Annotated in this window: 16 protein-coding genes and 1 pseudogene; 4 read left to right on the top strand and 13 right to left on the bottom strand. The window is 63.0% G+C overall.

What is annotated here, in order from left to right; translation table 11 throughout:
- Positions 1–311: 311 nt before the first annotated feature.
- The 3 genes from BN1233_RS21420 (at position 312) to BN1233_RS21405 (ending at position 4,250) form a co-directional block, all read left to right on the top strand.
- Positions 312–1,337: a GlxA family transcriptional regulator gene (locus BN1233_RS21420; RefSeq protein WP_046865641.1), complete on the top strand. Its 1,026-nt coding sequence runs from the start codon at positions 312–314 to the stop codon at positions 1,335–1,337.
- A gap of 543 nt (positions 1,338–1,880) precedes the next feature.
- Positions 1,881–3,146 (top strand): aromatic ring-hydroxylating oxygenase subunit alpha, encoded by a 1,266-nt coding sequence (locus tag BN1233_RS21410; protein WP_046865839.1) that lies wholly within the window; start codon positions 1,881–1,883, stop codon positions 3,144–3,146.
- Positions 3,147–3,161: 15 nt separating this feature from the next.
- On the top strand, positions 3,162–4,250 hold the full coding sequence (locus BN1233_RS21405; RefSeq protein ID WP_046865639.1) for an FAD-binding oxidoreductase: 1,089 nt from the start codon (positions 3,162–3,164) through the stop codon (positions 4,248–4,250).
- Positions 4,251–4,420: 170 nt separating this feature from the next.
- On the opposite strand, the gene purU is transcribed toward BN1233_RS21405, so the two are convergent.
- The 7 genes and pseudogenes from purU to BN1233_RS21370 form a co-directional block, all read right to left on the bottom strand.
- The gene (gene purU, locus BN1233_RS21400; protein WP_046865638.1) at positions 4,421–5,284 is read right to left on the bottom strand and encodes a formyltetrahydrofolate deformylase; all 864 of its coding nucleotides are present in this window, start codon (positions 5,282–5,284) and stop codon (positions 4,421–4,423) included.
- Positions 5,285–5,356: 72 nt separating this feature from the next.
- Positions 5,357–6,604: pseudogene (gene glyA / locus BN1233_RS21395) on the bottom strand (serine hydroxymethyltransferase); the annotation flags it as partial.
- 70 nt (positions 6,605–6,674) lie between these two features.
- On the bottom strand, positions 6,675–8,036 hold the full coding sequence (locus BN1233_RS21390; protein WP_046865636.1) for an L-serine ammonia-lyase: 1,362 nt from the start codon (positions 8,034–8,036) through the stop codon (positions 6,675–6,677).
- Positions 8,037–8,057: 21 nt separating this feature from the next.
- On the bottom strand, positions 8,058–8,642 hold the full coding sequence (locus tag BN1233_RS21385) for a sarcosine oxidase subunit gamma (protein WP_046865635.1): 585 nt from the start codon (positions 8,640–8,642) through the stop codon (positions 8,058–8,060).
- On the bottom strand, positions 8,635–11,622 hold the full coding sequence (locus BN1233_RS21380) for a sarcosine oxidase subunit alpha family protein (protein ID WP_046865634.1): 2,988 nt from the start codon (positions 11,620–11,622) through the stop codon (positions 8,635–8,637). Before BN1233_RS21380 ends, BN1233_RS21385 begins: the two co-directional genes overlap by 8 nt.
- Entirely contained in the window at positions 11,622–11,918 is a 297-nt protein-coding gene (locus BN1233_RS21375; RefSeq protein WP_046865633.1) for a sarcosine oxidase subunit delta, read from the bottom strand. The genes BN1233_RS21380 and BN1233_RS21375 overlap by 1 nt, the downstream gene beginning before the upstream one ends.
- A gap of 8 nt (positions 11,919–11,926) precedes the next feature.
- Positions 11,927–13,180: a sarcosine oxidase subunit beta family protein gene (locus BN1233_RS21370; protein ID WP_046865632.1), complete on the bottom strand. Its 1,254-nt coding sequence runs from the start codon at positions 13,178–13,180 to the stop codon at positions 11,927–11,929.
- Between the two features lie 109 nt (positions 13,181–13,289).
- On the opposite strand from BN1233_RS21370, the gene BN1233_RS21365 reads away from it, so the two are divergent.
- Positions 13,290–14,336: a GlxA family transcriptional regulator gene (locus BN1233_RS21365; protein WP_046865631.1), complete on the top strand. Its 1,047-nt coding sequence runs from the start codon at positions 13,290–13,292 to the stop codon at positions 14,334–14,336.
- Between the two features lie 110 nt (positions 14,337–14,446).
- On the opposite strand, the gene BN1233_RS21360 is transcribed toward BN1233_RS21365, so the two are convergent.
- From BN1233_RS21360 to BN1233_RS21330, 6 genes are all read right to left on the bottom strand, one after another.
- Positions 14,447–15,262, bottom strand: coding sequence for an ABC transporter permease (locus tag BN1233_RS21360; RefSeq protein ID WP_046865838.1), 816 nt, complete (start codon positions 15,260–15,262; stop codon positions 14,447–14,449).
- Between the two features lie 5 nt (positions 15,263–15,267).
- Positions 15,268–16,497: an ABC transporter permease gene (locus BN1233_RS21355; RefSeq protein WP_046865630.1), complete on the bottom strand. Its 1,230-nt coding sequence runs from the start codon at positions 16,495–16,497 to the stop codon at positions 15,268–15,270.
- Between the two features lie 3 nt (positions 16,498–16,500).
- Positions 16,501–17,643, bottom strand: a complete 1,143-nt coding sequence (locus BN1233_RS21350; protein ID WP_046865629.1) for an ABC transporter ATP-binding protein — start codon at positions 17,641–17,643, stop codon at positions 16,501–16,503.
- Between the two features lie 24 nt (positions 17,644–17,667).
- Complete coding sequence (locus BN1233_RS21345; RefSeq protein ID WP_244470795.1) at positions 17,668–18,714, bottom strand: ABC transporter substrate-binding protein; 1,047 nt, start codon at positions 18,712–18,714, stop codon at positions 17,668–17,670.
- Between the two features lie 333 nt (positions 18,715–19,047).
- Positions 19,048–20,268 carry a M24 family metallopeptidase gene (locus BN1233_RS21335; protein ID WP_046865836.1) on the bottom strand — a complete coding sequence of 407 codons (1,221 nt, stop codon included), beginning with the start codon at positions 20,266–20,268 and terminating at the stop codon, positions 19,048–19,050.
- Positions 20,269–20,401: 133 nt separating this feature from the next.
- Complete coding sequence (locus tag BN1233_RS21330) at positions 20,402–21,178, bottom strand: creatininase (RefSeq protein ID WP_046865627.1); 777 nt, start codon at positions 21,176–21,178, stop codon at positions 20,402–20,404.
- Positions 21,179–21,215: the final 37 nt, after the last annotated feature.

The raw sequence follows: 21,215 nt of genomic DNA, 5'->3' as shown, positions 1-21,215 counted from the left end.
GTAGGAGAAGTTGACCAAAGCCGGTCAATGAGGAAGCCATTACTTCCGCGACAAACAGGAAGCGTTGCCTTTTGGCACGAAGCTGGAGTTGGCCGAACTTCCGCTTTGGTTGCATGCCAAGTCATTCCCAGTTTGGAAGCTACCGGGCGAGCCGGATCAGATCTGGTGTCTCTGCGGCCAAATGCCGGCTCTCCACGCGTCCGTGCTGCGCTCCAGTGTTGACGGATCGCGGCCTCCTACGGCAATCATGTCGGAAAAAGACAAGAGTTTGCTACAGTAACACGTGGCAAGGCTTCCGCGAGGATAAGGAAATGCTCAAGCCGGTATCGGTGCCGTCTACGCGCCCCGAGAACACCCGCGTCATCGGGTTTCTGCTGGTGCCGCGATTTTCGATGATCGCTTTTACATCGGCGATCGAGCCCCTCCGCTTGGCGAACCGGGTCTCCGGAAGAACCCTCTATGAATGGCGTCTGTTTTCGGGCGACGGCGGACCGATCCGCGCGTCCAACGAGGTTGAGATCTCGGTCGGCGGCTCATATGCCGATGCCCGTGGGCTGCATACCGCTATCGTCTGCGCCGGCCTCGACGTGCAGACCTTCAATCATCGCGATCTCATGGCCTCCCTGCGGCGCTTGTCATCGTTCGGAGCGGCAATCGGAGCAGTCTGCACCGGCACCTATGTGCTGGCGAAGGCCGGTCTCCTCGACGGCTACCAGTCGACGATCCACTGGGAAAACCATTCCGGCCTTATTTCCGAGTTCCCTCATCTCGACGTAAGCCAGGAGCTGTTCGAGATCGATCGCAACCGCCTGACCTGCGCCGGCGGCACGGCAGCGGTTGACATGATGCTGTCGGTGATCACGAAAGATCACGGCCCGGAAATCGCCTCCCTGGTCACGGACCAGCTCATCCACCATCGCATACGCGAGGCCGGCGAGCGACAGCGCATGGACCTGAGGACGCGCCTCGGCGTTGCTCATCCAAAGCTTCTATACGTCGTCGCGTTGATGGAGAAGACGATCGAGAACCCTCTGAGCTGTGCCGAGCTCGCAGCAGAAGCGAGATGTTCGACCCGGCAGCTCGAGAGGCTTTTTTGCAAGTATCTCGGGCATTCACCGACCAAGCATTACTTGATGATCCGCCTCGAATACGCACGATACCTGCTGAAGCAGACCAGCATCCCAATCCTCTCGGTCGCCATGGCTTGCGGATTCCTCTCCGCGTCGCACTTCTCGAAGAGCTACAACGAGTACTTCGGCCGCACCCCCAGTGCGGAACGGCGCAGAACCGACTACTTGGCAACGTTCGGCGGTTCCGCCGGCGCGGACGCCGCGTGAAATCAAGCCATCTCACAATTCTGATCCCTCGCCGCGGAACGAGAGCTGCCGAATGCGGCCCGGCAGGCGTCTGGGAAAAGCCGTGGCCTTTCGCCTCTCTGCTGATAAGCTCTGCGGTCCTTCGTGCACCCGACGCGCCAAGTCGCCGGAAGATCATGGCCAAGCGAGTGCGGCGGCCTCGTCGCGGGAGTGAAGGATAGCCCAACAGGGTCCAGCCAACGAGGCGATCAGCGCTGCCTGCAGCTCGGCGAGCCTATACTCATAGGCCGGAGCCTCGGCCAGCAGCACCTTTTCGACACTCTCAAGCTTGGCGGCAACTTCGGAGGCTGGTCGGTCGTTCGCCCCGGCCACGAGTACACCGAGTGCCCTTTTCCCCGAGTTGACTTGGGACGACTTGCGGTGACCTGGGCGGGATCCCTTCCTCCGCGGGTATCGCGAATGATGGATGGCGCGAAACCGACAGAGACTGTCGCTGGCGCGAAAGGCCCAATTGGCGTCTGGCGCAAAATTCCCGGCATCGAAGGCCTGCACGTGGATGCGCCGATGTTGACCAAGCCCTCGCCGGATATTGCGTCTCTGATCGCCAAGCGGCGACCCGGCTACACCCTCGATGCGCCGTTCTATCTAAGCCGCGAGATCTACGACCTCGATCTCGAGGTCATTTTCGGCCGCCACTGGATCTTCGTAGGGGTAGAGCCGGACGTGCCCGAACCCGGCGATTACATTGCCCTGGAGCTCGGGGCGAACTCGGTCATCATCATCCGCGACGATGACATGCAGGTGCGTGCTTTCCACAATGTCTGCCGGCATCGTGGGTCACGGCTCGTCAATGACGCGCAGGGGTCGGTCGGCAAGCTTGTCTGTCCCTATCACCAATGGACCTACGATCTCGACGGCAGCCTCCTCCATGCCGAGCACATGACAAGCGGCTTCGATCGCAAGTGCCACAGCCTCAAGCCCGTCCATCTCAGAAGCCTGGCGGGCCTCCTGTTCGTGTGCTTCGCCGACGAGCCGCCTTCCGATTTCGACGAGATGCAGCGGACCATGGAGCCCTATATCGCGCCGCACGCCGTGCGCGACTGCAAGGTCGCGTTCGCGGCGGACTTGATCGAGGAGGGCAACTGGAAGCTCACGATAGAGAACAATCGCGAGTGCTACCACTGCGCGAGCAATCATCCCGAGCTGACGATCTCGCTTTTCGAATATGGATTCGGGTTTGCGCCCGAGGAGCTCGACGAGGACCGGCGCCAGGCGCTTGCCCATTACGAGAACATCGTCGCTGGTTTCGAGCAGACCTGGAATGCGGAGGGGCTGCCGTGGCAGGAGATCGACCATCTTGATGGCCGTCCGACCGGGTTTCGCACGCAACGGCTCGCGATCGACCAGGCGGGGGAGTCGCAGACGATGGACACCACCGTCGCCTCGAAGAAGCTGCTGGGTGCCCTCAAGACGAAGCGGCTCGGCGGCCTGTCCTTCTGGACGCAGCCGAATTCGTGGCACCACTTCATGAGTGACCATGTCGTCACTTTCGCGGTCTTCCCGCTTTCGCCCGAGCGGACCCTGCTTCGCACCAAGTGGCTCGTCCACAAGGATGCGGTCGAAGGAATCGACTACGATCTCAAGAAGCTGACCGAGGTCTGGCAGATGACCAATGAGCAGGATGGGACTCTCGTCGGCTATACCCAATGCGGTGTTCGCAGCCGTGCCTATGAGCCAGGCCCCTACTCGCCCTATACGGAGGGTTTGGTCGACAAGTTCTGCAACTGGTACATCAAGCGTATCTCGGCCCACCTGCCACAGCCCCGGTAACGGAGCGCATCCGTCGTGCTGACCAAGCTTCCACATATCGAGCCGGACTCTCTTCCACCGCTGTGGAATAGCGAAGAGGACGACCGTCTGATCTGTCGTTCGATCGTCGACGAAACGAACGACGTGAAGACTTTCACGTTCTCGGCGCCGGCCCCACGGCTGTTCCACTTCGCTCCCGGTCAATTCCTCACTTTCACGTTTCCCATCGGCGGCGAACCGGTGAACCGCTGTTATACGATCTCGTCGTCACCGGCGCGACCGCACATGGTCTCGATCACCGTCAAGCGCACTGTGGGCGGCCCGGTCTCCAACTGGCTTCATGATCACCTGCGAGTCGGCGACATTATCCGCGCCATCGGTCCGATGGGTGAGTTCTCGACGGCGTTCCACCCCTGTGAGAAGCGCCTTTTCCTGTCTGGCGGCAGCGGTGTGACGCCGCTGATGTCCATGGTCCGCCACGAAAGCGATATGGCGGAGGATTACGACACGATCTTCGTCCATTGCGCACGGACCCCTAAGGACATCGTGTTTCGACAGGAACTCGACGTCATCGCCCAGCGGCGTTCACGCCTGCAGGTCGCGCATGTGGTCGAGAGCGTGACGGGCGAGTACGGCTGGAGCGGCTATCGCGGGCGCGTTTCGCGGGCCCTGTTTGATTTGATCGTGCCTGATCTGCACGAACGGGAAATCTTCTGCTGCGGACCGGCGCCATTCATGGCGGCGGTCAGAAAGATCCTCGAAGCCTCCGGGTTCAATATGGCCCGCTATCACGAGGAGAGCTTCCTTTTCGAGGATCTCGCGCCCGCCGCCGAAGAGCCGCAGCCGGTGGAAAGTGCGAGCCGCACTCACAACATCACGTTCGGAAAGACGGGTCGTAGTATTCCGTGCGACGAGAACACGACCATTCTCGCCGCTGCACGCGCGGCCGGCCTTCGCCTGCCCTCGTCCTGCACCAAGGGCCTGTGCGGCACGTGCAAGACCCGCAAGTTCTCCGGCGAAGTCGAGATGGCGCATAATGGCGGAATTCGCCAGCGGGAGATCGATCAGGGCTTCATTCTGCTCTGCTGCAGCAAGCCGCGTGGCGACATCGTCGTCGACCGCTGAGACGCCATCATGTCACTCCCTCATGAGCGGGAATTCCTGAAAGCAGTGCATTCCCATCACCTCGCCCTCGACGGGCGAGGTCGGTTGCACAGCACCGGGTGAGGGCGGCAGCGCAATCCTTGCAAGCACAGCCTAACTCTCGCTGAACGCTCCGACGAAGCCGTCGTGGCTCACCGGAACACAACGGTCCGGTTTCCGTTCAGAAGGACGCGGTGCTCGGTGTGGAACTTGACCGCCCGGGCGAGGACGATGCTCTCCACGTCACGGCCGATGGCGGTCAGGTCGTCCGGCGAGTGCTCATGGCTGACGCGCTGCACCTCCTGCTCGATGATCGGCCCCTCGTCGAGATCCGGCGTGATGTAATGGGCCGTCGCGCCGATGAGCTTGACCCCACGCACATGCGCCTGCGTGTAGGGCGCGGCTCCCTTGAAGCTCGGCAGAAACGAATGATGGATGTTGATGGCCCGGCCCGACAGGTAGGAGCACATTTCATCCGACAGGACTTGCATGTAGCGGGCCAGGATGACGAGGTCTGCCCCAGCCGCCTCGATCAGCTCCCGCAGGCGCGCTTCCTGCTGCCGCTTGGTGTCCTTGGTGACCGGCAAATAGTGAAACGGAATCCGATAGCTGGTCACGAGATCCTCGAAGATCTCGTGGTTCGACACCACTCCGACCACATCCATGTTGAGCGCACGAATGCGCTGCCGATACAGAAGATCGTTGAGGCAGTGCCCGAAGCGCGACACCATGATCAGGACCTTCGCCCTGCTGGTGATGTCGTGCAAGCTCCAGTCCATCTGGTATCGCTCGGCGATGGGCCTGAAAACACCGGCCAGCGCCGAGACTTCCGTCCGCGGATCTACTGGCGCGAAGGCCACCCGCATGAAGAAGCGTTCCGTCTCACGATCACCGAACTGCGCGTTCGTGATGATGTTGCAGCCGTTCTGCGTGAGAAAGCTCGACACGGCATTCACGATGCCGATCGTGTCGACACAGGAAAGCTTCAGAACGTAACGCGGATCCTCAAGCTTCATCGCATGCTCCGGACAGACGTTCTCCGCGTCGTTCGAACAAGCTTCGATCCTGCCCGGAGCCAGGCGGCCTCACTATGCGAGGCCGCCATAAATCGGGAAACGATCGCAGAGGGCTTTCACCTCCTGGCGCACGCTCCTCTCGGTGGCTCCGTTGCCGTCCTCGCCCGCCTGGGCCAGTCCGACGAGCACACGTGCGATCATGTCGCCGATCTGCTCGAACTCCTGGATGCCGAACCCGCGCGTCGTGCCCGCAGGCGTCCCGAGCCGAATGCCCGACGTGATGGCCGGCTTCTCGGGATCGAAGGGAATGCCGTTCTTGTTGCAGGTCAGCCCGGCTCGCTCGAGCGCCGCCTCGGCGGCCTTGCCGGTGACGTCGATCGGCCGCAGGTCGACTAGGACGATATGGCTGTCGGTCCCGCCCGAGACGATCGCTGCGCCTCTTTGCACGAGGCGCGCCGCCAGAGCGCGGGCGTTGGCGACCACCGCCATGGCATAGTCCCGGAAGCCGGGCTCCAGGGCCTCGCCGAACGCCACCGCCTTGGCGGCGATCACGTGCATCAGCGGCCCGCCCTGCAGCCCGGGAAACACCGCCGAGTTGATCTTCTTGGCGATGGCCTCGTCATTGATCAGGATGGCGCCACCGCGCGGGCCGCGCAGGGTCTTGTGGGTCGTCGTGGTCACGACATGCGCGTGCGGGAAGGGCGACGGATAGATCCCGGCCGCGACGAGCCCCGCGAAATGCGCCATGTCGACGAATAGATAGGCGCCGACGCTGTCCGCAATGTCCCGGAACCGGGCGAAGTCGATGATGCGTGGGTAGCTCGAGCCGCCGGCGATGATCAGCTTCGGCTGATGTTCCTGCGCCAGGCGTTCGACCTCGTCGTAGTCGATGAGAGCATCCTCGCGACGCACCCCATAGCCGATCGCCTTGAACCACTTGCCGGACATGGTGGGCGGAGCGCCATGCGTCAGGTGCCCGCCGGCCGCCAGCGACATGCCGAGAATGGTATCTCCCGGCTGCAGCAGCGCCATGAACACGGCGCCGTTGGCCTGCGCGCCCGAATGGGGCTGCACGTTGGCGAAGCTGCATCCGAACAGTTCGCAGACGCGCTCGATCGCGAGCCGCTCGACCACGTCGGCATGCTCGCAGCCGCCGTAATAGCGCCGGCCCGGATACCCCTCGGCATATTTGTTGGTGAAGACCGAGCCCTGCGCGGCCAGGACTGCCTCGGAGACGATGTTTTCGGAGGCGATCAGCTCGATCTGATCCTGCTGGCGGTGCAGTTCGGCAGCGATGGCCTCGAACACGGCGCGGTCTGAATAACCCGCCCCCGGCAACCGGGTCTTGGAAAGTGGTCTGGCGAGCGTCTGCGTTGACATGGGATCCTCCTCAGCATTCGGCGACGTTGACGGCGAGCCCGCCTTGCGACGTCTCCTTGTATTTCGACTGCATGTCGAAACCGGTCTGGCGCATCGTTTCGATCACCTCGTCGAGCGACACGCGATGTGTCCCGTCTCCGCACATCGCGAGCGAAGCCGCCGCAATCGCCTTGTTGGCTCCGAAGGCGTTGCGCTCGATGCAGGGGATCTGCACCAATCCGCCGATCGGGTCGCAGGTCATGCCGAGATGATGCTCCATGGCGATCTCGGCAGCGTTTTCAACTTGTGCCGGCGTGGCGCCCAATCCGGCCGCCAGTCCGGCCGCGGCCATCGAAGCCGCCGAGCCCACTTCTCCCTGGCAACCGACCTCGGCGCCCGAAATCGACGCATTGCGCTTGATCAGGCTTCCGATGGCCGCCGCGGTGAGGAGGAAGACATGGCTTCGCTCCTCTGAATATTCGGGGCAGAAATCGCGAAAATACCGGAGCACTGCCGGTATGATTCCGGCTGCACCATTGGTCGGGGCGGTGACCACGCGCCCTCCGGAGGCGTTCTCCTCGTTGACCGCGATCGCATAGGTGCTCACCCAGTCCATCACCTCGTGTGCCGCCCGCTGGTTGCGCTGGCGTCCATTCTGAAGCCGCTCGAAGAGACCCTTCGCGCGGCGCTTGACCCTGAGGCCGCCCGGGAGTTCCCCCTCCATGCGCAGGCCGCGATCGATGCAGGCGAACATCGCGTCGCGAATGGCGTCGAGGCCCTGGCGAATCTCGTCGTCCGATCGCGACGCAAGCTCGTTGATGAACTGAACGTCGGCGATCGAGATGGCCCTCTGATTGCAAATCCGCAGGAGTTCGGCCGCCGTATCGAAGGGGAGTTCCGCGACGGCGACCTGGCCGTCGTTGATCTCGCCCTCACGTACCACGAAGCCGCCGCCGATCGAGTAGAACACGCTCTCGCGAGCGACCGAGCCGTCGCCGGCCCATGCACGAAAGCGCATGCCGTTCGAGTGAAGCGGCAGCACGTCGGACTTGTTGAAGATGATATCCGTCTCGGGATCGAAGCTGGCCGGGGCCCCGCAGCCGACCTGAACCTGCCTACTGGTGCGCAGATGCTGAATCCGGGCAGCAACGCTGTCGGGGTCGACCGAAGCCGGAACCTCGTCGAGAAGCCCGAGGCAGATGGCGGTATCGGTTCCGTGCCCGCGCCCCGTCCAGGCGAGGGACCCGTAAATCTCCACAGTGATGCGTCCGATCTCGGTCTCACGGGCATCCCTCACTTCCTCGAGGAACCGCTTGGCCGCGACCATCGGACCGACAGTGTGCGAACTTGACGGCCCGATCCCGATCTTGAAAAGCTCGAACGTGCTGATCATCGCAGCGGCCCCCGCACTGGATCAGCGCTCGAATTCGCAAGCAGCCTCGTTCAGGAAGCCCAGCACATATCGTGCAAAGGACCTCCAGCACTCGACGCGGTAGGTCGGCCCATCGTCGAGCCGCATGAGCACGATCTCGGTCTTGCCCATCAGCGTTCGCGTCGCGGTGCCGGTCGGAAACGCACTCGCATCGAGATCGAGCGGACATCCGCTGTTCAGGACCTCGGCCGCGTGGCGGCCGGACACCTCGATCGCCACATTGCGATGCCCGACATCGACGAGCGTGTGGAAATGCCCGGCGAGCGCCGCCTCGATCTGGCCCGGAATGATCTCCGCATCGCCCTCCGGCCCGATGAGCAGCCATTCGTTCGGCCCGAGGCGGGCAGCGGATCGATCGGCCGCGCCAGCGCGGCTGTTGAGCGGGATATCCAGTCGAAAGCCCGCGGCCTCGCCGACGGCTTCCGCCGCGGCCTCATTCAGCCGAAGTGAAAAGCGTGCCTCACCGGGAAGCGGGCGAGTACTGATGCCGGCACCAGGATGGGGCTCGGCGATCGGCGGCTTGCCCAGCGCCGTAATGCGTCGGGCGGCGTGCTTTGTCTCAAGCATGGATGCGCTCCCCCTTGGGATCCCAGAAAACCGGCTCACAGACCTTCACCGCCGTAAATCCGGCCGGCGTCGTAACATAGAGGCGGCGGCCGATACGGGAGCGCCCGCCGGCAACGAGCGCCATGGCGATCGACCGTCCGCAGTTGGAACTCCAGTAGCTCGATGTCACATGGCCGATCATGCGCATCGGAATCGCCTGGTCGGGATCCGACACGATCTGCGCGCCCTCCTCCAGCACCTCGTTCGGATCCTCGCTCACCAGCCCGACGAGCTGCTTTCGCCCCTGCCCTACGAGATCCGGCCGCGCGAGCGAGCGCTTGCCGACGAAATCCGGCTTTGTCTTCGCAACGAGTCCCGACAGCCCGACATCGTCCGGTGTCACGGTGCCGTCCGTGTCCTGCCCGACGATGATGAAGCCTTTCTCGGCCCGCAGTACGTGCATCGTCTCGGTGCCGTACGGCGTGATCCCGAAGGCCTGACCGCGCTCGAAGATCGCCTCCCAGACGGCTTGCCCGTAATCGGCGGGCACGTTGATCTCGAAGCCGAGCTCGCCGGTGAACGAGACGCGGAACAGCCGGCACGGCACCCCGCAGATGAACCCGGTCCGGACCGCCATGTGCGGGAAAGCGTCACTCGAGAGATCGATGTCCGACACGAAGGGCGCGATCAGCTCCCGCGCCTTCGGCCCCTGAACCGCAATCACCGCATATTGCTCGGTGATCGACGTCAGGAAGACCTTGAGATCCGGCCACTCGGTCTGGAGGTAGTCCTCCATCTGCGCGAGCACCCGGGGGGCGCCGCCGGTCGTCGTGGTGACGTGGAACCGGTCATGGGCGAGGCGTGCGACGACGCCGTCATCCATGATGTAGCCGTCTTCCTTCAGCATCAGGCCGTAGCGGCATTTGCCCGGCTCGAGCTTCAGCCACGCATTCGTGTAGATGCGATTCATGAATTCGGCGGCGTCCGGCCCGACGACCTCGATCTTGCCGAGGGTCGTGGCATCGAAGATCCCGACGCTGTTTCGCACGGCCTTGCACTCGCGCGCGACCGCCGCATGCATGTCCTCGCCCGTTTTCGGGAAATACCAGGCCCTTTTCCAGAGCGCGACATTCTCGAATACGGCGCCATGAGCGACTGCCCATTCGTGGATCGGCGTGGTGCGGATCGGGTCGAACAGCTCGCCGCGGTTCGGGCCGACGAAAGTGCCGAAGGTCGTTGGCGTGTAGGGGAGCCGGAACGTCGTCGTCCCGACCGTCGGAATCGGCCGATCGAGGACGCCCGCGACGAGGCCCAGGGCATTCATGTTCGAGGTCTTGCCCTGGTCGGTCGCCATGCCGGTCGTGGTGTAGCGCTTCACGTGCTCGATCGACTCGAAACCCTCGCGGACGGCGAGCTTGATGTCCTTCGCCGTCACGTCGTTCTGGAAGTCGATGAAGGCTTTCACCCGGCCGGGATTGCCATCCGTGGGAAGGACGCGGACCGGCTGGAACCCGGCGAGGCTCGGCGTGGCCTCAAAGGCCCGTTCGCCGGAACCTCCGGAGGCCTGTGCTCCCGCAGCCCACCCTTCGCGCAGGCACGCCGCCAGATCGTACTCCCCGTTGGCCGCACCCGCGGAGCGCTCCGCTTGGACGGACGTCCCCGGCACGAAGGCATCGATCGCCGGTTCGAAGCGCAGCTTGCCGCGGGATTGCGAGAACAGGTGGACTGCCGGGGTCCATCCGCCCGACATGCCGACGCAGTCGCAGGCAAGCGTCCGGCGCGTGCCGATGCATCCGTCGACCCCGATCGGCGCCACGATGAGGCCGGTGACCCGCTTCCGGCCGGTCGACCCGACCACCGTATGGCCGGTCAGAACCTCGCAGCCGCGGGCGCGCAGGTCCGCGACCTCGGGACCGCAATCGGCTTCGATCCGTGTGTCCACGACGGTGACCGTGAGACCGGCCGCCTTGGCATCGGCGGCAGCGGAATAGGCGGAGGCGCCGCTCGTCGCGAACACGATCTGCCGCCCCGGTGCAACGGCATAGCGGTTGACGAAGACGCGGATGCTCTCCGCGAGCATGATGCCCGGGCGGTCGTTGTCGGCAAAGACGAGCGGGCGCTCGTGAGATCCCGTCGCCAGCACGACTTCCTTGACGCGCACCTGCCACATCCGCTCTCGCGGCAGATTGGGCGAGGGATCCGACAGATGATCCGTCACCCGCTCGACCAGCGCGACGTGGTTGTGGTTGTAGTAGCCGAAGGCCGTTGTCCGCGGCAGGACGATTACGTTCTCACGCGCATCGAGAGTGGCGATCGCCTGTTCGGCCCAAGCCTGCGCGGAGACACCGTCGATCGTCGACGTCACGTCGTGAAGAAGAGAGCCGCCGAGTTCGGCCTGCTCGTCCACGATCATGACCCGCTGGCCGCTCTCGGAGGCGGCGAGCGCCGCCGCGAGCCCTGCCGGACCAGCGCCGACCACGAGAACATCGCAATGGGCGTGGCGGTTCTGATAGCGGTCCGGGTCCGGAATCGTCGGCGCCCGGCCAAGGCCTGCCGCCGCCCGGATCCGAGGCTCGTAGACCTTGGTCCAGAAGGAGCGCGGCCACATGAAGGTCTTGTAGTAGAACCCCGATACGATCACCGGCGACAGCAGGTCGTTCACCTCGCCGATGTCGAAATCGAGGGATGGCCAGTGGTTCTGCGAGGCGGAAACCAAGCCATCGAAGGCGTCGACCACCGTGGCGCGGTTGTTCGGGTCCGCGCGTCCCCGTCCGCGATCGACGTCGAGGAGAGCGTTCGGCTCCTCGGAGCCGTGGCTGAGAATGCCGCGCGGCCGATGATACTTGAACGAGCGGGCAACGAGATGAATTCCGTTCGCGAGGAGTGCGGAGGCCAGGGTATCGCCCTGGTAGCCATCCACAACCTGCTCGTTGAACCGTATGCCGATGGGCCTCGCGCGGTCGATCCGGCCGCCCTTTGGAAGTCGATAGGCCTGTGCCATCAGAGCCTCCCTTGCGCGGGTGCGCGGTCGGGCCGCTTTTCACCCATCAGGTATGTTTGGATGATGCGGTCGCTCGCGGTTTCCCGGAGCGCATTGAACCAGCGCTGGCAGCCATGCGCATGATTCCAGCGCTCGGCGAGCACGCCTTTGGCATTGGTTCTCACGAACAGGTACTCGGCCCAGGCCGCATCATCGAGCTTGGAAGGATCGGCCGGACGCGCGATGTGCGCCTCGCCGCCGCAGCGGAACTCGATTTCGGGGCGCGGGCCGCAATAGGGGCAATTCACGAGCAGCATGGGACACCTCAATGCGCGACGGCTGCCGCCGCGGCCTCGTCGATGAGGCGACCGGTGCGGAAGCGGTCGAGCGTGAACGGGGCGGCAATCGGGTGAGGCTCACCCTTGGCGATCGTATGCGCGAAGACGTGGCCCGAACCCGGCGTCGCCTTGAAACCGCCGGTGCCCCAGCCGCAGTTCACGAATAGGCCGGGCACGGGCGTCTTGCCGATGATCGGCGAGCGATCGGGCGTCACGTCGACGATGCCGCCCCAGTTGCGCAGCATCCGCATGCGCGTGAACTGCGGGAACAATTCGCAGATGGCGTCGAGGGTATGCGTGGCGATGTGCAGGCCGCCCTGCTGGCTGTAGGACACGTACTGGTCCGTGCCGGCCCCGATGACGAGCTCGCCCTTGTCGGATTGCGAGATATAGGCGTGCACGGCGTTCGACATCACCACGCAGGGGAAGACCGGCTTGACGGGCTCCGAGACGAGCGCCTGCAAGGGGAAGCTCTCAAGCGGCATGCGGACGCCGGCCCGCTCCATGATGACACTGGTATGGCCTGCTGCGACCACGCCGACTCGCGGCGTGCGAATGAAACCTTTGCTGGTCTCAACCCCCTCGACGGTGCCGCCGAGATTGCGGCGAATGCCCGTGACTTCGCAGTTCTGGATGATGTCGACGCCCATCGCGTCGGCACCGCGCGCGTACCCCCAGGCCACCGCGTCGTGACGGGCGGTGCCGCCCCGGCGCTGCAGGGCTGCGCCCATCACCGGATAGCGAAGGTCCGGCGAGATGTTCAGCGGCGGGCAGAATGCCTTAGCCTCCTCGGGCGTCAGCCATTCATTGTCGATGCCGTTGAGCCGATTGGCATAGATGTGCCGCTTGAAGCTCTGAACGTCGTGGACATTGTGCGCGAGCATCATGACGCCGCGCGCCGAATACATGACGTTGTAGTTGAGCTCCTGCGATAGCCCTTCCCAGAGCTTGAGTGCATGTTCGTAGATCGCGGCGCTCTCGTCGTAGAGATAGTTCGACCGGATGATCGTCGTGTTGCGGCCCGTATTGCCGCCCCCGATCCATCCCTTCTCGAGCACGGCGATGTTCCGCATGCCGTGCTCCTTGGCCATGTAATAGGCCGTCGCCAGCCCGTGCCCGCCGCCGCCGACGATGACGGCGTCATAGGCTCCCTTCGGCTCCGGCGCGCGCCACTGGCGGCCCCAGCCCTGGTGGGCGTTCACTGCCTCCATGAGAAGCGATCGCAGCGAAAAACGGCGCATGGTCGACCTCGCGGTATCTGCCTCTTTCTGCCCTGTCCCGTCTTTGATATCTCGCATCCTTGCGACACCGGATTAGAATGATTGCGACAGCGCGGGAGGATGAGGTCCGTTGCAGACAGGCCCCAAGCTGAGGGTCGGCTTCGTGCTCATGCACAGATTCACCCTCACGGCATTCTCAACCTTCCTGGACGTCCTGCGCCTCGCCGCCGACGAGGGCGACCTCAGCCGGCCGATCGCTTGCGCCTGGGAGGTCATGAGCCCGCACCGCCAGCCGGTCCGCGCGAGCTGCGGCATCGAGATCCAGCCGTCCTCGGACCTCGTCGATCCCGGAGCCTTCGACTACATCGTCGTCGTCGGCGGCCTCCTGCACGGCGCCTCGGGCGTCTCCCCGGAGGTCGCCGCCTACCTCAAGAAGGCGGCGCAGGCCGGAGTAAGCCTGGTCGGCGTCTGCACCGGGAGCTTCGTCCTGTGCCGCCTCGGGTTGATGCAGGATCGGAAGTGCTGCGTCAGCTGGTACCATTACCGGGACTTCATCGAGGAATTCGCCGATCTCGTTCCGATCGCGGACCGTCTCTACGTGATCGACGGCGACCGGATCACCTGCTCCGGGGGCGCCGGCGTGGCGGATCTCGCAGCTCGCCTGGTGAGCGATCATGTCGGGCCGGCCCAGGCCCATAAGGCCTTGCACATTCTCCTGATCGAGCGGCCAAGATCCGGCGATGCCGCCCAGCCGGCACCCACGATGGCAGCGCGAAGCGAGGACCGGCTCGTGTCGCGGGCGCTGCTCCTCATGGAGCAGAACCTTCTCGAGCCGCTGCCCATCCATGCCATTGCAGAAACGCTGTCGCTGAGCGTGCGCCAGCTCGAGCGCCATTTCCGCAACCGGCTCGGCGAGAGTCCTCAGGAGAGCTACATGGCTCTGCGTCTAAAGCACGCGCGGTGGATGCTTGAGCACAGCACGCTATCGACGGGGCTGATCGCCGCGGAGCTCGGTTTCTCCGACAGCTCGCATTTCGGCCGCAGCTTCAAGGCGCGCTACGGCACCACGCCGGCTCAGTTCCGCCAGACTGCCCGCGAAGCCAAGATGCGCGAGCCGGAGCGACCGGTTGCCGGCGCCTTCCCGGGAGACAATGCGGATCGGCGCGTGTTCGAGTAGCCTGCTATCCAGGGCCAGGCCACCGGAGGACGGCCTTTATCGCAGTAGCGGGAACATGGACGTTGCGAAATTGCACCACGAATGCCGGCAGTACCGATGGAGAGTGGATATCATGCGGTGCGTTGAGCCCGCCGCGAGAGCCATGCCAGCGTAAGGAAAAGAGTGACCGAGAGTGCGAGCAGCAGGGTGGCCGCCGCCATGATCGTCGGGTTGATCTGATCTCGAATGCCGGAAAACATCTGGACCGGAAGGGTACGCTGCTCCGCACCCGTGAGAAACAAGGCAACGACCACCTCGTCGAAGGACGTTGCAAAAGCAAATATCGCGCCCGAAATCACCCCAGGCAGGATTGCCGGCAAGGTGACCCGGAAGAAGGAGGATGTGGGCGAAGCACCAAGGCTCCTCGCAGCTCGCGTGAGATTTGTGTCGTAGGTTGTCAGGGTAGCCGTCACCGTGATGACGACGAACGGCACCGCCAACGCGGTGTGAGCGAGCACCAGCCCCGTCCTCGTATTTGTCAGCCCCAATCTACCAAAGAACAGGTAGGCGCCTACCGCTACGATGACGATCGGGATGATCATGGGCGAGATGAGGAGCGCCATCGCAAGCCGACGCCAGGGAAACTCCTCGCGTGCCAAGCCCAGAGCTGCGGTCGTTCCGAGAATCGTGGCCAGGATCGTCGTCAGCACGGCGGTAATCGAACTGTTGACCACGCCCGAAATCCAGCGCTCATTGCCGAAGAAATCGCGATACCAGCGTAGTGAGTAGCGTGGGACGGGAAACGTAAAGAACGGGTCGTCGGAGAACGACAGTGGAACCACCACGAAAAGCGGGGCAATCAGAAACACAAGGACTAGGGCGGCGAAGAGCACGACGAGCGTCCGGGTGATTCGTTCCGACGGAGTCGCGTAGGATGGCAGCCACATGACGATCACCCGAGGCGGATTTTTTCCGCGCCGAGGAGACGCAGGAACACGAAGTAGATTCCGAGCGTAACGCTCAGGAGCACCACCCCGAGCGCGCTTGCCAAGCCCCAATTCAGATCGCGGTTGATATAGGTCGAAATCAGATTGGATACCATCTGGTCACTCGGCCCGCCGACGAGCGCCGGCGTGATATAGTATCCGAGCGACAGGATGAAGGTCATGAGCGTGCCCGCCATGACACCCGGCACGGTCTGCGGAGCGTAAATCCGCCAGAATGCGGATAGCGGCGGTGCACCCAACGACCGTGCAGCACGAAGCTGGGTTCCCGGAATCGCCCGCATGACGCTGTAAATTGGGAGAATGGTGAACGGCAACTGGATGTGGGTCATCGCAGTCACCGTGCCGAATCGGGTGAAGATGAGTTGCAGACGTTCGGACGTCAGCCCGAGCGTCATCAGTATATCGTTGATGACGCCATCCGTCTGCAGCAGGACGACCCAGGCCGTCGTGCGCACCAGCAGCGAGGTCCACAAAGGAAGGAGCACCATCAGCATCATGAAGCGGCCGATGCCGGGTGGTGCAATCGTGAGCACGTATGCGACCGGATACCCGAGCAGAAGCGTAAAGAGCGTGACGGTAGCAGCAACGAGGAGCGTTCGACCCAGAACGATCAGGAAGACTGCCTGATCAGGAGGCACACGGCGCACCGACCCCTCGGGACTTCTCTCCAGGTCCACAGCCGTAAGCAGGTAATAGGGTGTGAGATGCGCCTGATTGCGCCGGATGACCGACCAGACCGCCGGGTCACCCCATACGGGATCGGCCGAGAGAAAGCGGTCGCGGTAGGGCCCTCCCTCGAGCCCGGCCGCCATTCGTGCCGCGGAGACGACACGGCTGCGCATGCCGGGTAGTTCGTAGTTCAGCCGCTTTCCGAGCAATGCGGCGGTCCGCTCCTTCTGCGCAGTCGTCAAGTCCCGTGCAAGCGCAGCAAAGACTGCCTCATCCGGCGTGTCTCGCCCGTTCCAGGTCGCGAGTGCAGAATACGTCCTGGGCAGCACCGCGGCGGCCTCGGGATTGTCGACCGATGTAGCAAGCAGGAGGCCGATCGGAGCCACGAACGTCAGGAGAAGGAAGAGCAGGACCGGAAGGGACAAGGAGACCGCAGCCCTGCGCGCCGGCTTGGCCGCGCGCCGAACCGCCATGAAGACGTCGACGCTTTCGAGAGCGGTAGCCATGTCTCAACTCCCGAGCAGGCGGCAGTCATCCACGCGGCAGGCAAGGGTAACCGACTCGCCAGGCAAGAACGCACGCGTCTCAGAAGCAGGAATCCGCGCGACGATGCGCCCACCGCCCGTCATAGAAACCGAGAGTCGGACGTGATCGCCCAGAAAGAACATCTCCTCGACCTGGCCACGGATCGCATTGTGGAAGTTGGGTATTGCTCCCTCCGTGAGGGCAAGCCGCTCCGGGCGTATCGCGAGGATCATGTCCTGTTCTCGATCGAGTGCCTTGGGTAGCATTCCCTGGAGGATCGTTCCGCCTTCCGTGCGTACGGTCGCGCGCTCACCCTCCACCGAAACGAGCGTGCAAGCCATCACGTTGTTCTCGCCTACGAACTCGGCGACGAAGCGGTTTTCAGGACGGTCATACAGTGTCCGAGGATCGGCTATCTGTTGGATGCGTCCCTCGTGGAACACGGCAACCCGGTCGGACATCGTCAACGCCTCGGATTGGTCATGCGTGACATAGACCATGGTAATGCCGAGCGACGTTTGAAGATGCTTGATCTCGATCTGCATACGCTCGCGCAGTTGCTTGTCGAGTGCACCGAGCGGCTCGTCCATGAGAACCAGTGAGGGCTCGAAGACGAGAGCTCGGGCGAGCGCGACCCGCTGCTGCTGGCCGCCGGACAGCTGGGCAGGCCGGCGATCCCCGAAGCTGCCGAGGCGCACCATATCCAGCGCGAGAGCGACCTTCTGTGCCGCCGCCGCTCCGGTAATTCCGCGATAGCGAAGCGGGAACGCGATGTTCTCGGCAACGGTCATGTGCGGGAATAGCGCATAGTTCTGGAAGACGAAGCCAATGTTCCGCTTTTCGGGTGGCAGACGCTCTACGGATCTGCCACCCAGAAGAATGCGGCCCAGGGTAGGACGCTCGAATCCTCCCAACATCATCAGGGTCGTCGTCTTCCCCGACCCCGATGGCCCCAACATCGTGAGAAACTCTCCGTGACGCACCTGGAGATCCAAGTTATCGACGACGAAGTGGATGCCGTCGTAGGATTTCCGGACCCCCTCGAAACGCACCAAGTCCGGTGCACCCAAGTCCGCCGCTACCGTCAGGCGGTCGGAGCGGAGCTCAACCTGGTCGAGGAGTGACATCGGGGTGCTCCCACGGGACTTTGGTTATTGCGACAGCCAGGTCGTAAACCGCTTGCGGATCTCGTCCCCCTTATCGGCCCAGAAGCCGTTATCGAGTGTCAGGGATGTGGTCAGATTCTGCGGACTGGTCGGCAAGTTGGCAGAATCTTCGGGGGCGATGTACTGCGATGCCGTGGAACGGACTGGTCCGTAGGCGATATACCTGGTCATTCCCGCGAGAGTCTTTGGCTCGACGGCGAAGCGAATGAATTCCAAAGAAGCAGGAATGTTCTTGGCGCCCTTGGGGATGACCCAGAAGTTCGAGTCCAGGATTTGATTGTCCCAAACGATCTTGAACTGTTTACCCTCCTGATTGGCGCTCGCGATGCGTCCGTTCCACGCCGTCGTCATGACGACTTCACCAGACGCCAGGATTTGCGGGGCCTGCGCTCCCGCCTCCCACCACACGATGTCTTTCTTAATCGTGTCGAGCTTTTTGAATGCTCGGTCAACGCCATCCTTGGTGGAAAGAACTTTGTAGACCTCGGCCGGCTTGACGCCGTCGGCGAGAAGGGCGAACTCCAAGTTCGTTGCCGGGTTTTTCCACAAACCCCGCTTGCCGGGAAATTTCTTGGTGTCGAACAGATCTCCGATCGATGTCGGACCGTCCTTGAGGCGTGCCCCATCATAGGCGAGCATCGTCGAATATACGATGGTGCCGACTCCGCATTCCGAAGCGGTGCCCTCGAGCCACTCCGACTTGTTGCCGATCCGTGACCAGTCGATCGTCTCGTAGATGCCCTCGTCACACCCCTGTTGCAGCGTCGGCGCATCCACATCGACGACATCGAGAGTGGTGTTCCCGGCCTGGATCATCGCTTTGATTTTTGCGATCTCTCCACCATATTCCTGCTCGTTGATTTTGATGCCGGTTTTTTCAGTAAAGGGCTCGAAAACTGCCTTGCGTTGGGCTGCCTGGTAGGCACCTCCGAAACTCATGATCGATAAGGACGATTGCGCTAGTGCACCTGTTGCAGAGGCCAGCACGGCACTTGCTGCGAACGCGACTGCAATGCGAGTGCGGATCATCATTTGAACTCCTCCCGTTGTTGCGTCGACGCGTTCCTGTGCGTCGACGTCTCGGCCCGCTACGGTGGACCTTGCACCTCACGGTAATCGCCACTGCTGGCAGCATGAAATTAAAAGGCGTAATGCGCCGATTAACCCGTGAAATGCACCGATTGTGCAGACAACTGCTCGCTCGGATCCGATAGGCGGGAAAGCCAGCCGTTCATCGTCCCCCTCACGGATTTCGGGGAGATCATCGCTCTGAGCAAGGAGCGCTTGCGGCCTCCCGCTCGCAGAGCTGCGAGCAGCGGCATGCGTTTGGAGAGGCGCATGCCGTGCCGCCTCACATCGGAGCCCCTAGCCTTTGATGATCATGTGTTCCGGCCCGTACGGGAAGTTGGTGATGTTCTCCGCACCGGTCTCGGTCACGATGAAGATATCGTGCTCGCGATAGCCTCCAGCCCCGGGCTGCCCCTCCGGAATCATGATCATGGGCTCCATCGAGACGACCATGCCAGGCTTCAGTTCGGTTTCGATGTCCTCCCGGAGCTCGACCCCGGCCTCGCGGCCGTAATAGTGGCTGAGTACGCCGAAGGAGTGCCCGTATCCGAACGACCGATACTTGAGGAGTCCCCACTCCCGATACATGTCGTTGAGCTCGAGCGCGATCTCCGAACACTTATTCCCGGGCTTGATCAGGTCCGATCCGACCCGCATCACCTCGCAGTTCTTTTGCCAGTAGTCGAGGTGCGTGTCGGACGCATACTCGCAGAACAGCGTTCGCTCGAGAGCGGTGTAGTAGCCGAAGATCATCGGGAAGCAGTTGAGGGACAGGATGTCGCCGGCTCGCACCGTGCGGTTCGTGACCGGATTATGCGCCCCGTCCGTGTTGATGCCCGACTGGATCCAGGTCCAGGTATCCATCAGCTCCACGAAGGGGAAACCCTTGCCGATCTCGCGGATCATGGCGTTGGTGGACGCAATCGCGACCTCGTATTCCGGGACTCCTGCGCGCACGGCCTCCATGACGGCCCGACCGCCGACATTGCAGATACGCGCTCCCTCGCGGATGAGCTTATGCTCCTCAGGAGACTTGATCGTGCGCATCCACATCGCGGGCTGGGCGATATCGACGAGTTCGACCCCGGGGAGCGCGTCCTCGATCAGCTTCCTGTAATCGATCGACACATGATCGAATTCGATGCCGAGCCGCTTTACGCCCTTGGTGAGCGACGCGACCGCGCGGAAGAAGTTGTCCCGACGCCAGTCCGTATAGGTGATGTTGTCCCCGAAGGTTCTCCGCCAGGGCTGGCCACCATCGATCGCGGCCGTGATCGTCGTCGCGTTGCCGGCATCGATCACCATGCCATATTTCCGGCCGAAGTAGCAGTACAGAAATCCGGAATAATAGCAGATATTGTGGTAGGAGGTCAGAAGCGCCGCATCGATGTCGTTCTTCGCCATGTAGCCGCGCAGGTCGTTGTGGCGTCTCGTCATCTCCGCCTCGGAGAACGGAGACCACTCTTTCTCTCCATTATGCCACTTCATAACGTGCAGGAGGTCGCCGTTGGCTATCATAGCCACGCCCTTTCCTGCAGAGCCGTTCCTGAGATTCAGATCATCCATAGGTTCTCTCCCTTTCAACGGTGGATTTACCGGCCGGGCAGTGGGCATCCGGTGCCCGTAACAGTCGCCCGATGCGGGGATCGGCTCAGCCGAACTCGACGCGGAGAGCGTCGACGATCCCTTTCGTGCAGACTTCCAGAAGAATTTCGCCCTTTGCGGCACTGGCTTCCTTGGGCGAGGACAATGTCCCACTCGGCGGTGTCCATTCGGCCCTGACGGGATACACCTCGTAGGGCGGAAACTTCGCCGGGGCATGGTCGACCGCCCGCTCCAACTGCACGAGCTGCGGGTGAAGAGCGAGCATGAGCGACGTCTCGAGCACGCCACCATGTTCGACCGCCCAGCCCGGGAAGCCATCGGGGTAGAGCCGCTTGATGGTCTCTTCGGTCACGAAGTCCCAATAAGAGAGAATGACGATCTTGACATCCGTGATGCCGTCCCAGCGCAGCTCCTTCAGGGCGAGATCGACGCCCTCGACGATGAACCAGGAATTCTCGAAATGACCGTTCATGAACGCGATCTTCCGGACGCCATGGCGGACGAATTCGGTGATCACGTTCTTCAGAGCGCTCACGAGCGTCGCGCCGTCGAGACTCGTCGTCCCGGGGAGATGGTTCCCACCGCCGGATTTCTGATGTGACTTGTAGCCGTAAGTGAATGGAGGCGCGACGAGAGCATCGATCCGCTCTGCGACGCACCTCGAGAACTCCGTCGGCAGCAGCACGTCGACGTGCAGCGGCATGTGGTGTCCATGCTGCTCCATGGAGCCGATCGGCACGAGTATGGGGCGGCGACCATCGCGCACCGCGGCATCATAATCCGGCCAAGGCAGTTCTGCGGCGAAGACGCTTCGGGTTGACACGCAATCCTCCGGCAGGCGTGGGGACAGGTGCAATCCT

Source organism: Microvirga massiliensis (assembly GCF_001006805.1).
GTDB lineage: Bacteria > Pseudomonadota > Alphaproteobacteria > Rhizobiales > Beijerinckiaceae > Microvirga > Microvirga massiliensis.
Note: the sequence above shows the minus strand (reverse complement) of the source record. Positions and strands in the feature narration are given on the sequence as shown.

What these genes read in the sequence shown, in the direction of transcription:
- BN1233_RS21420 (WP_046865641.1), top strand. Translation starts at nt 312, where the DNA reads ATGCTCAAGCCGGTATCGGTGCCGTCTACGCGCCCCGAGAACACCCGC.
- BN1233_RS21410 (WP_046865839.1), top strand. Translation starts at nt 1,881, where the DNA reads ATGTTGACCAAGCCCTCGCCGGATATTGCGTCTCTGATCGCCAAGCGG.
- purU (WP_046865638.1), bottom strand. Translation starts at nt 5,284, where the DNA reads ATGAAGCTTGAGGATCCGCGTTACGTTCTGAAGCTTTCCTGTGTCGAC.
- BN1233_RS21390 (WP_046865636.1), bottom strand. Translation starts at nt 8,036, where the DNA reads ATGATCAGCACGTTCGAGCTTTTCAAGATCGGGATCGGGCCGTCAAGT.
- BN1233_RS21385 (WP_046865635.1), bottom strand. Translation starts at nt 8,642, where the DNA reads ATGCTTGAGACAAAGCACGCCGCCCGACGCATTACGGCGCTGGGCAAG.
- BN1233_RS21380 (WP_046865634.1), bottom strand. Translation starts at nt 11,622, where the DNA reads ATGGCACAGGCCTATCGACTTCCAAAGGGCGGCCGGATCGACCGCGCG.
- BN1233_RS21375 (WP_046865633.1), bottom strand. Translation starts at nt 11,918, where the DNA reads ATGCTGCTCGTGAATTGCCCCTATTGCGGCCCGCGCCCCGAAATCGAG.
- BN1233_RS21370 (WP_046865632.1), bottom strand. Translation starts at nt 13,180, where the DNA reads ATGCGCCGTTTTTCGCTGCGATCGCTTCTCATGGAGGCAGTGAACGCC.
- BN1233_RS21360 (WP_046865838.1), bottom strand. Translation starts at nt 15,262, where the DNA reads ATGTGGCTGCCATCCTACGCGACTCCGTCGGAACGAATCACCCGGACG.
- BN1233_RS21355 (WP_046865630.1), bottom strand. Translation starts at nt 16,497, where the DNA reads ATGGCTACCGCTCTCGAAAGCGTCGACGTCTTCATGGCGGTTCGGCGC.
- BN1233_RS21350 (WP_046865629.1), bottom strand. Translation starts at nt 17,643, where the DNA reads ATGTCACTCCTCGACCAGGTTGAGCTCCGCTCCGACCGCCTGACGGTA.
- BN1233_RS21345 (WP_244470795.1), bottom strand. Translation starts at nt 18,714, where the DNA reads ATGATGATCCGCACTCGCATTGCAGTCGCGTTCGCAGCAAGTGCCGTG.
- BN1233_RS21335 (WP_046865836.1), bottom strand. Translation starts at nt 20,268, where the DNA reads ATGATAGCCAACGGCGACCTCCTGCACGTTATGAAGTGGCATAATGGA.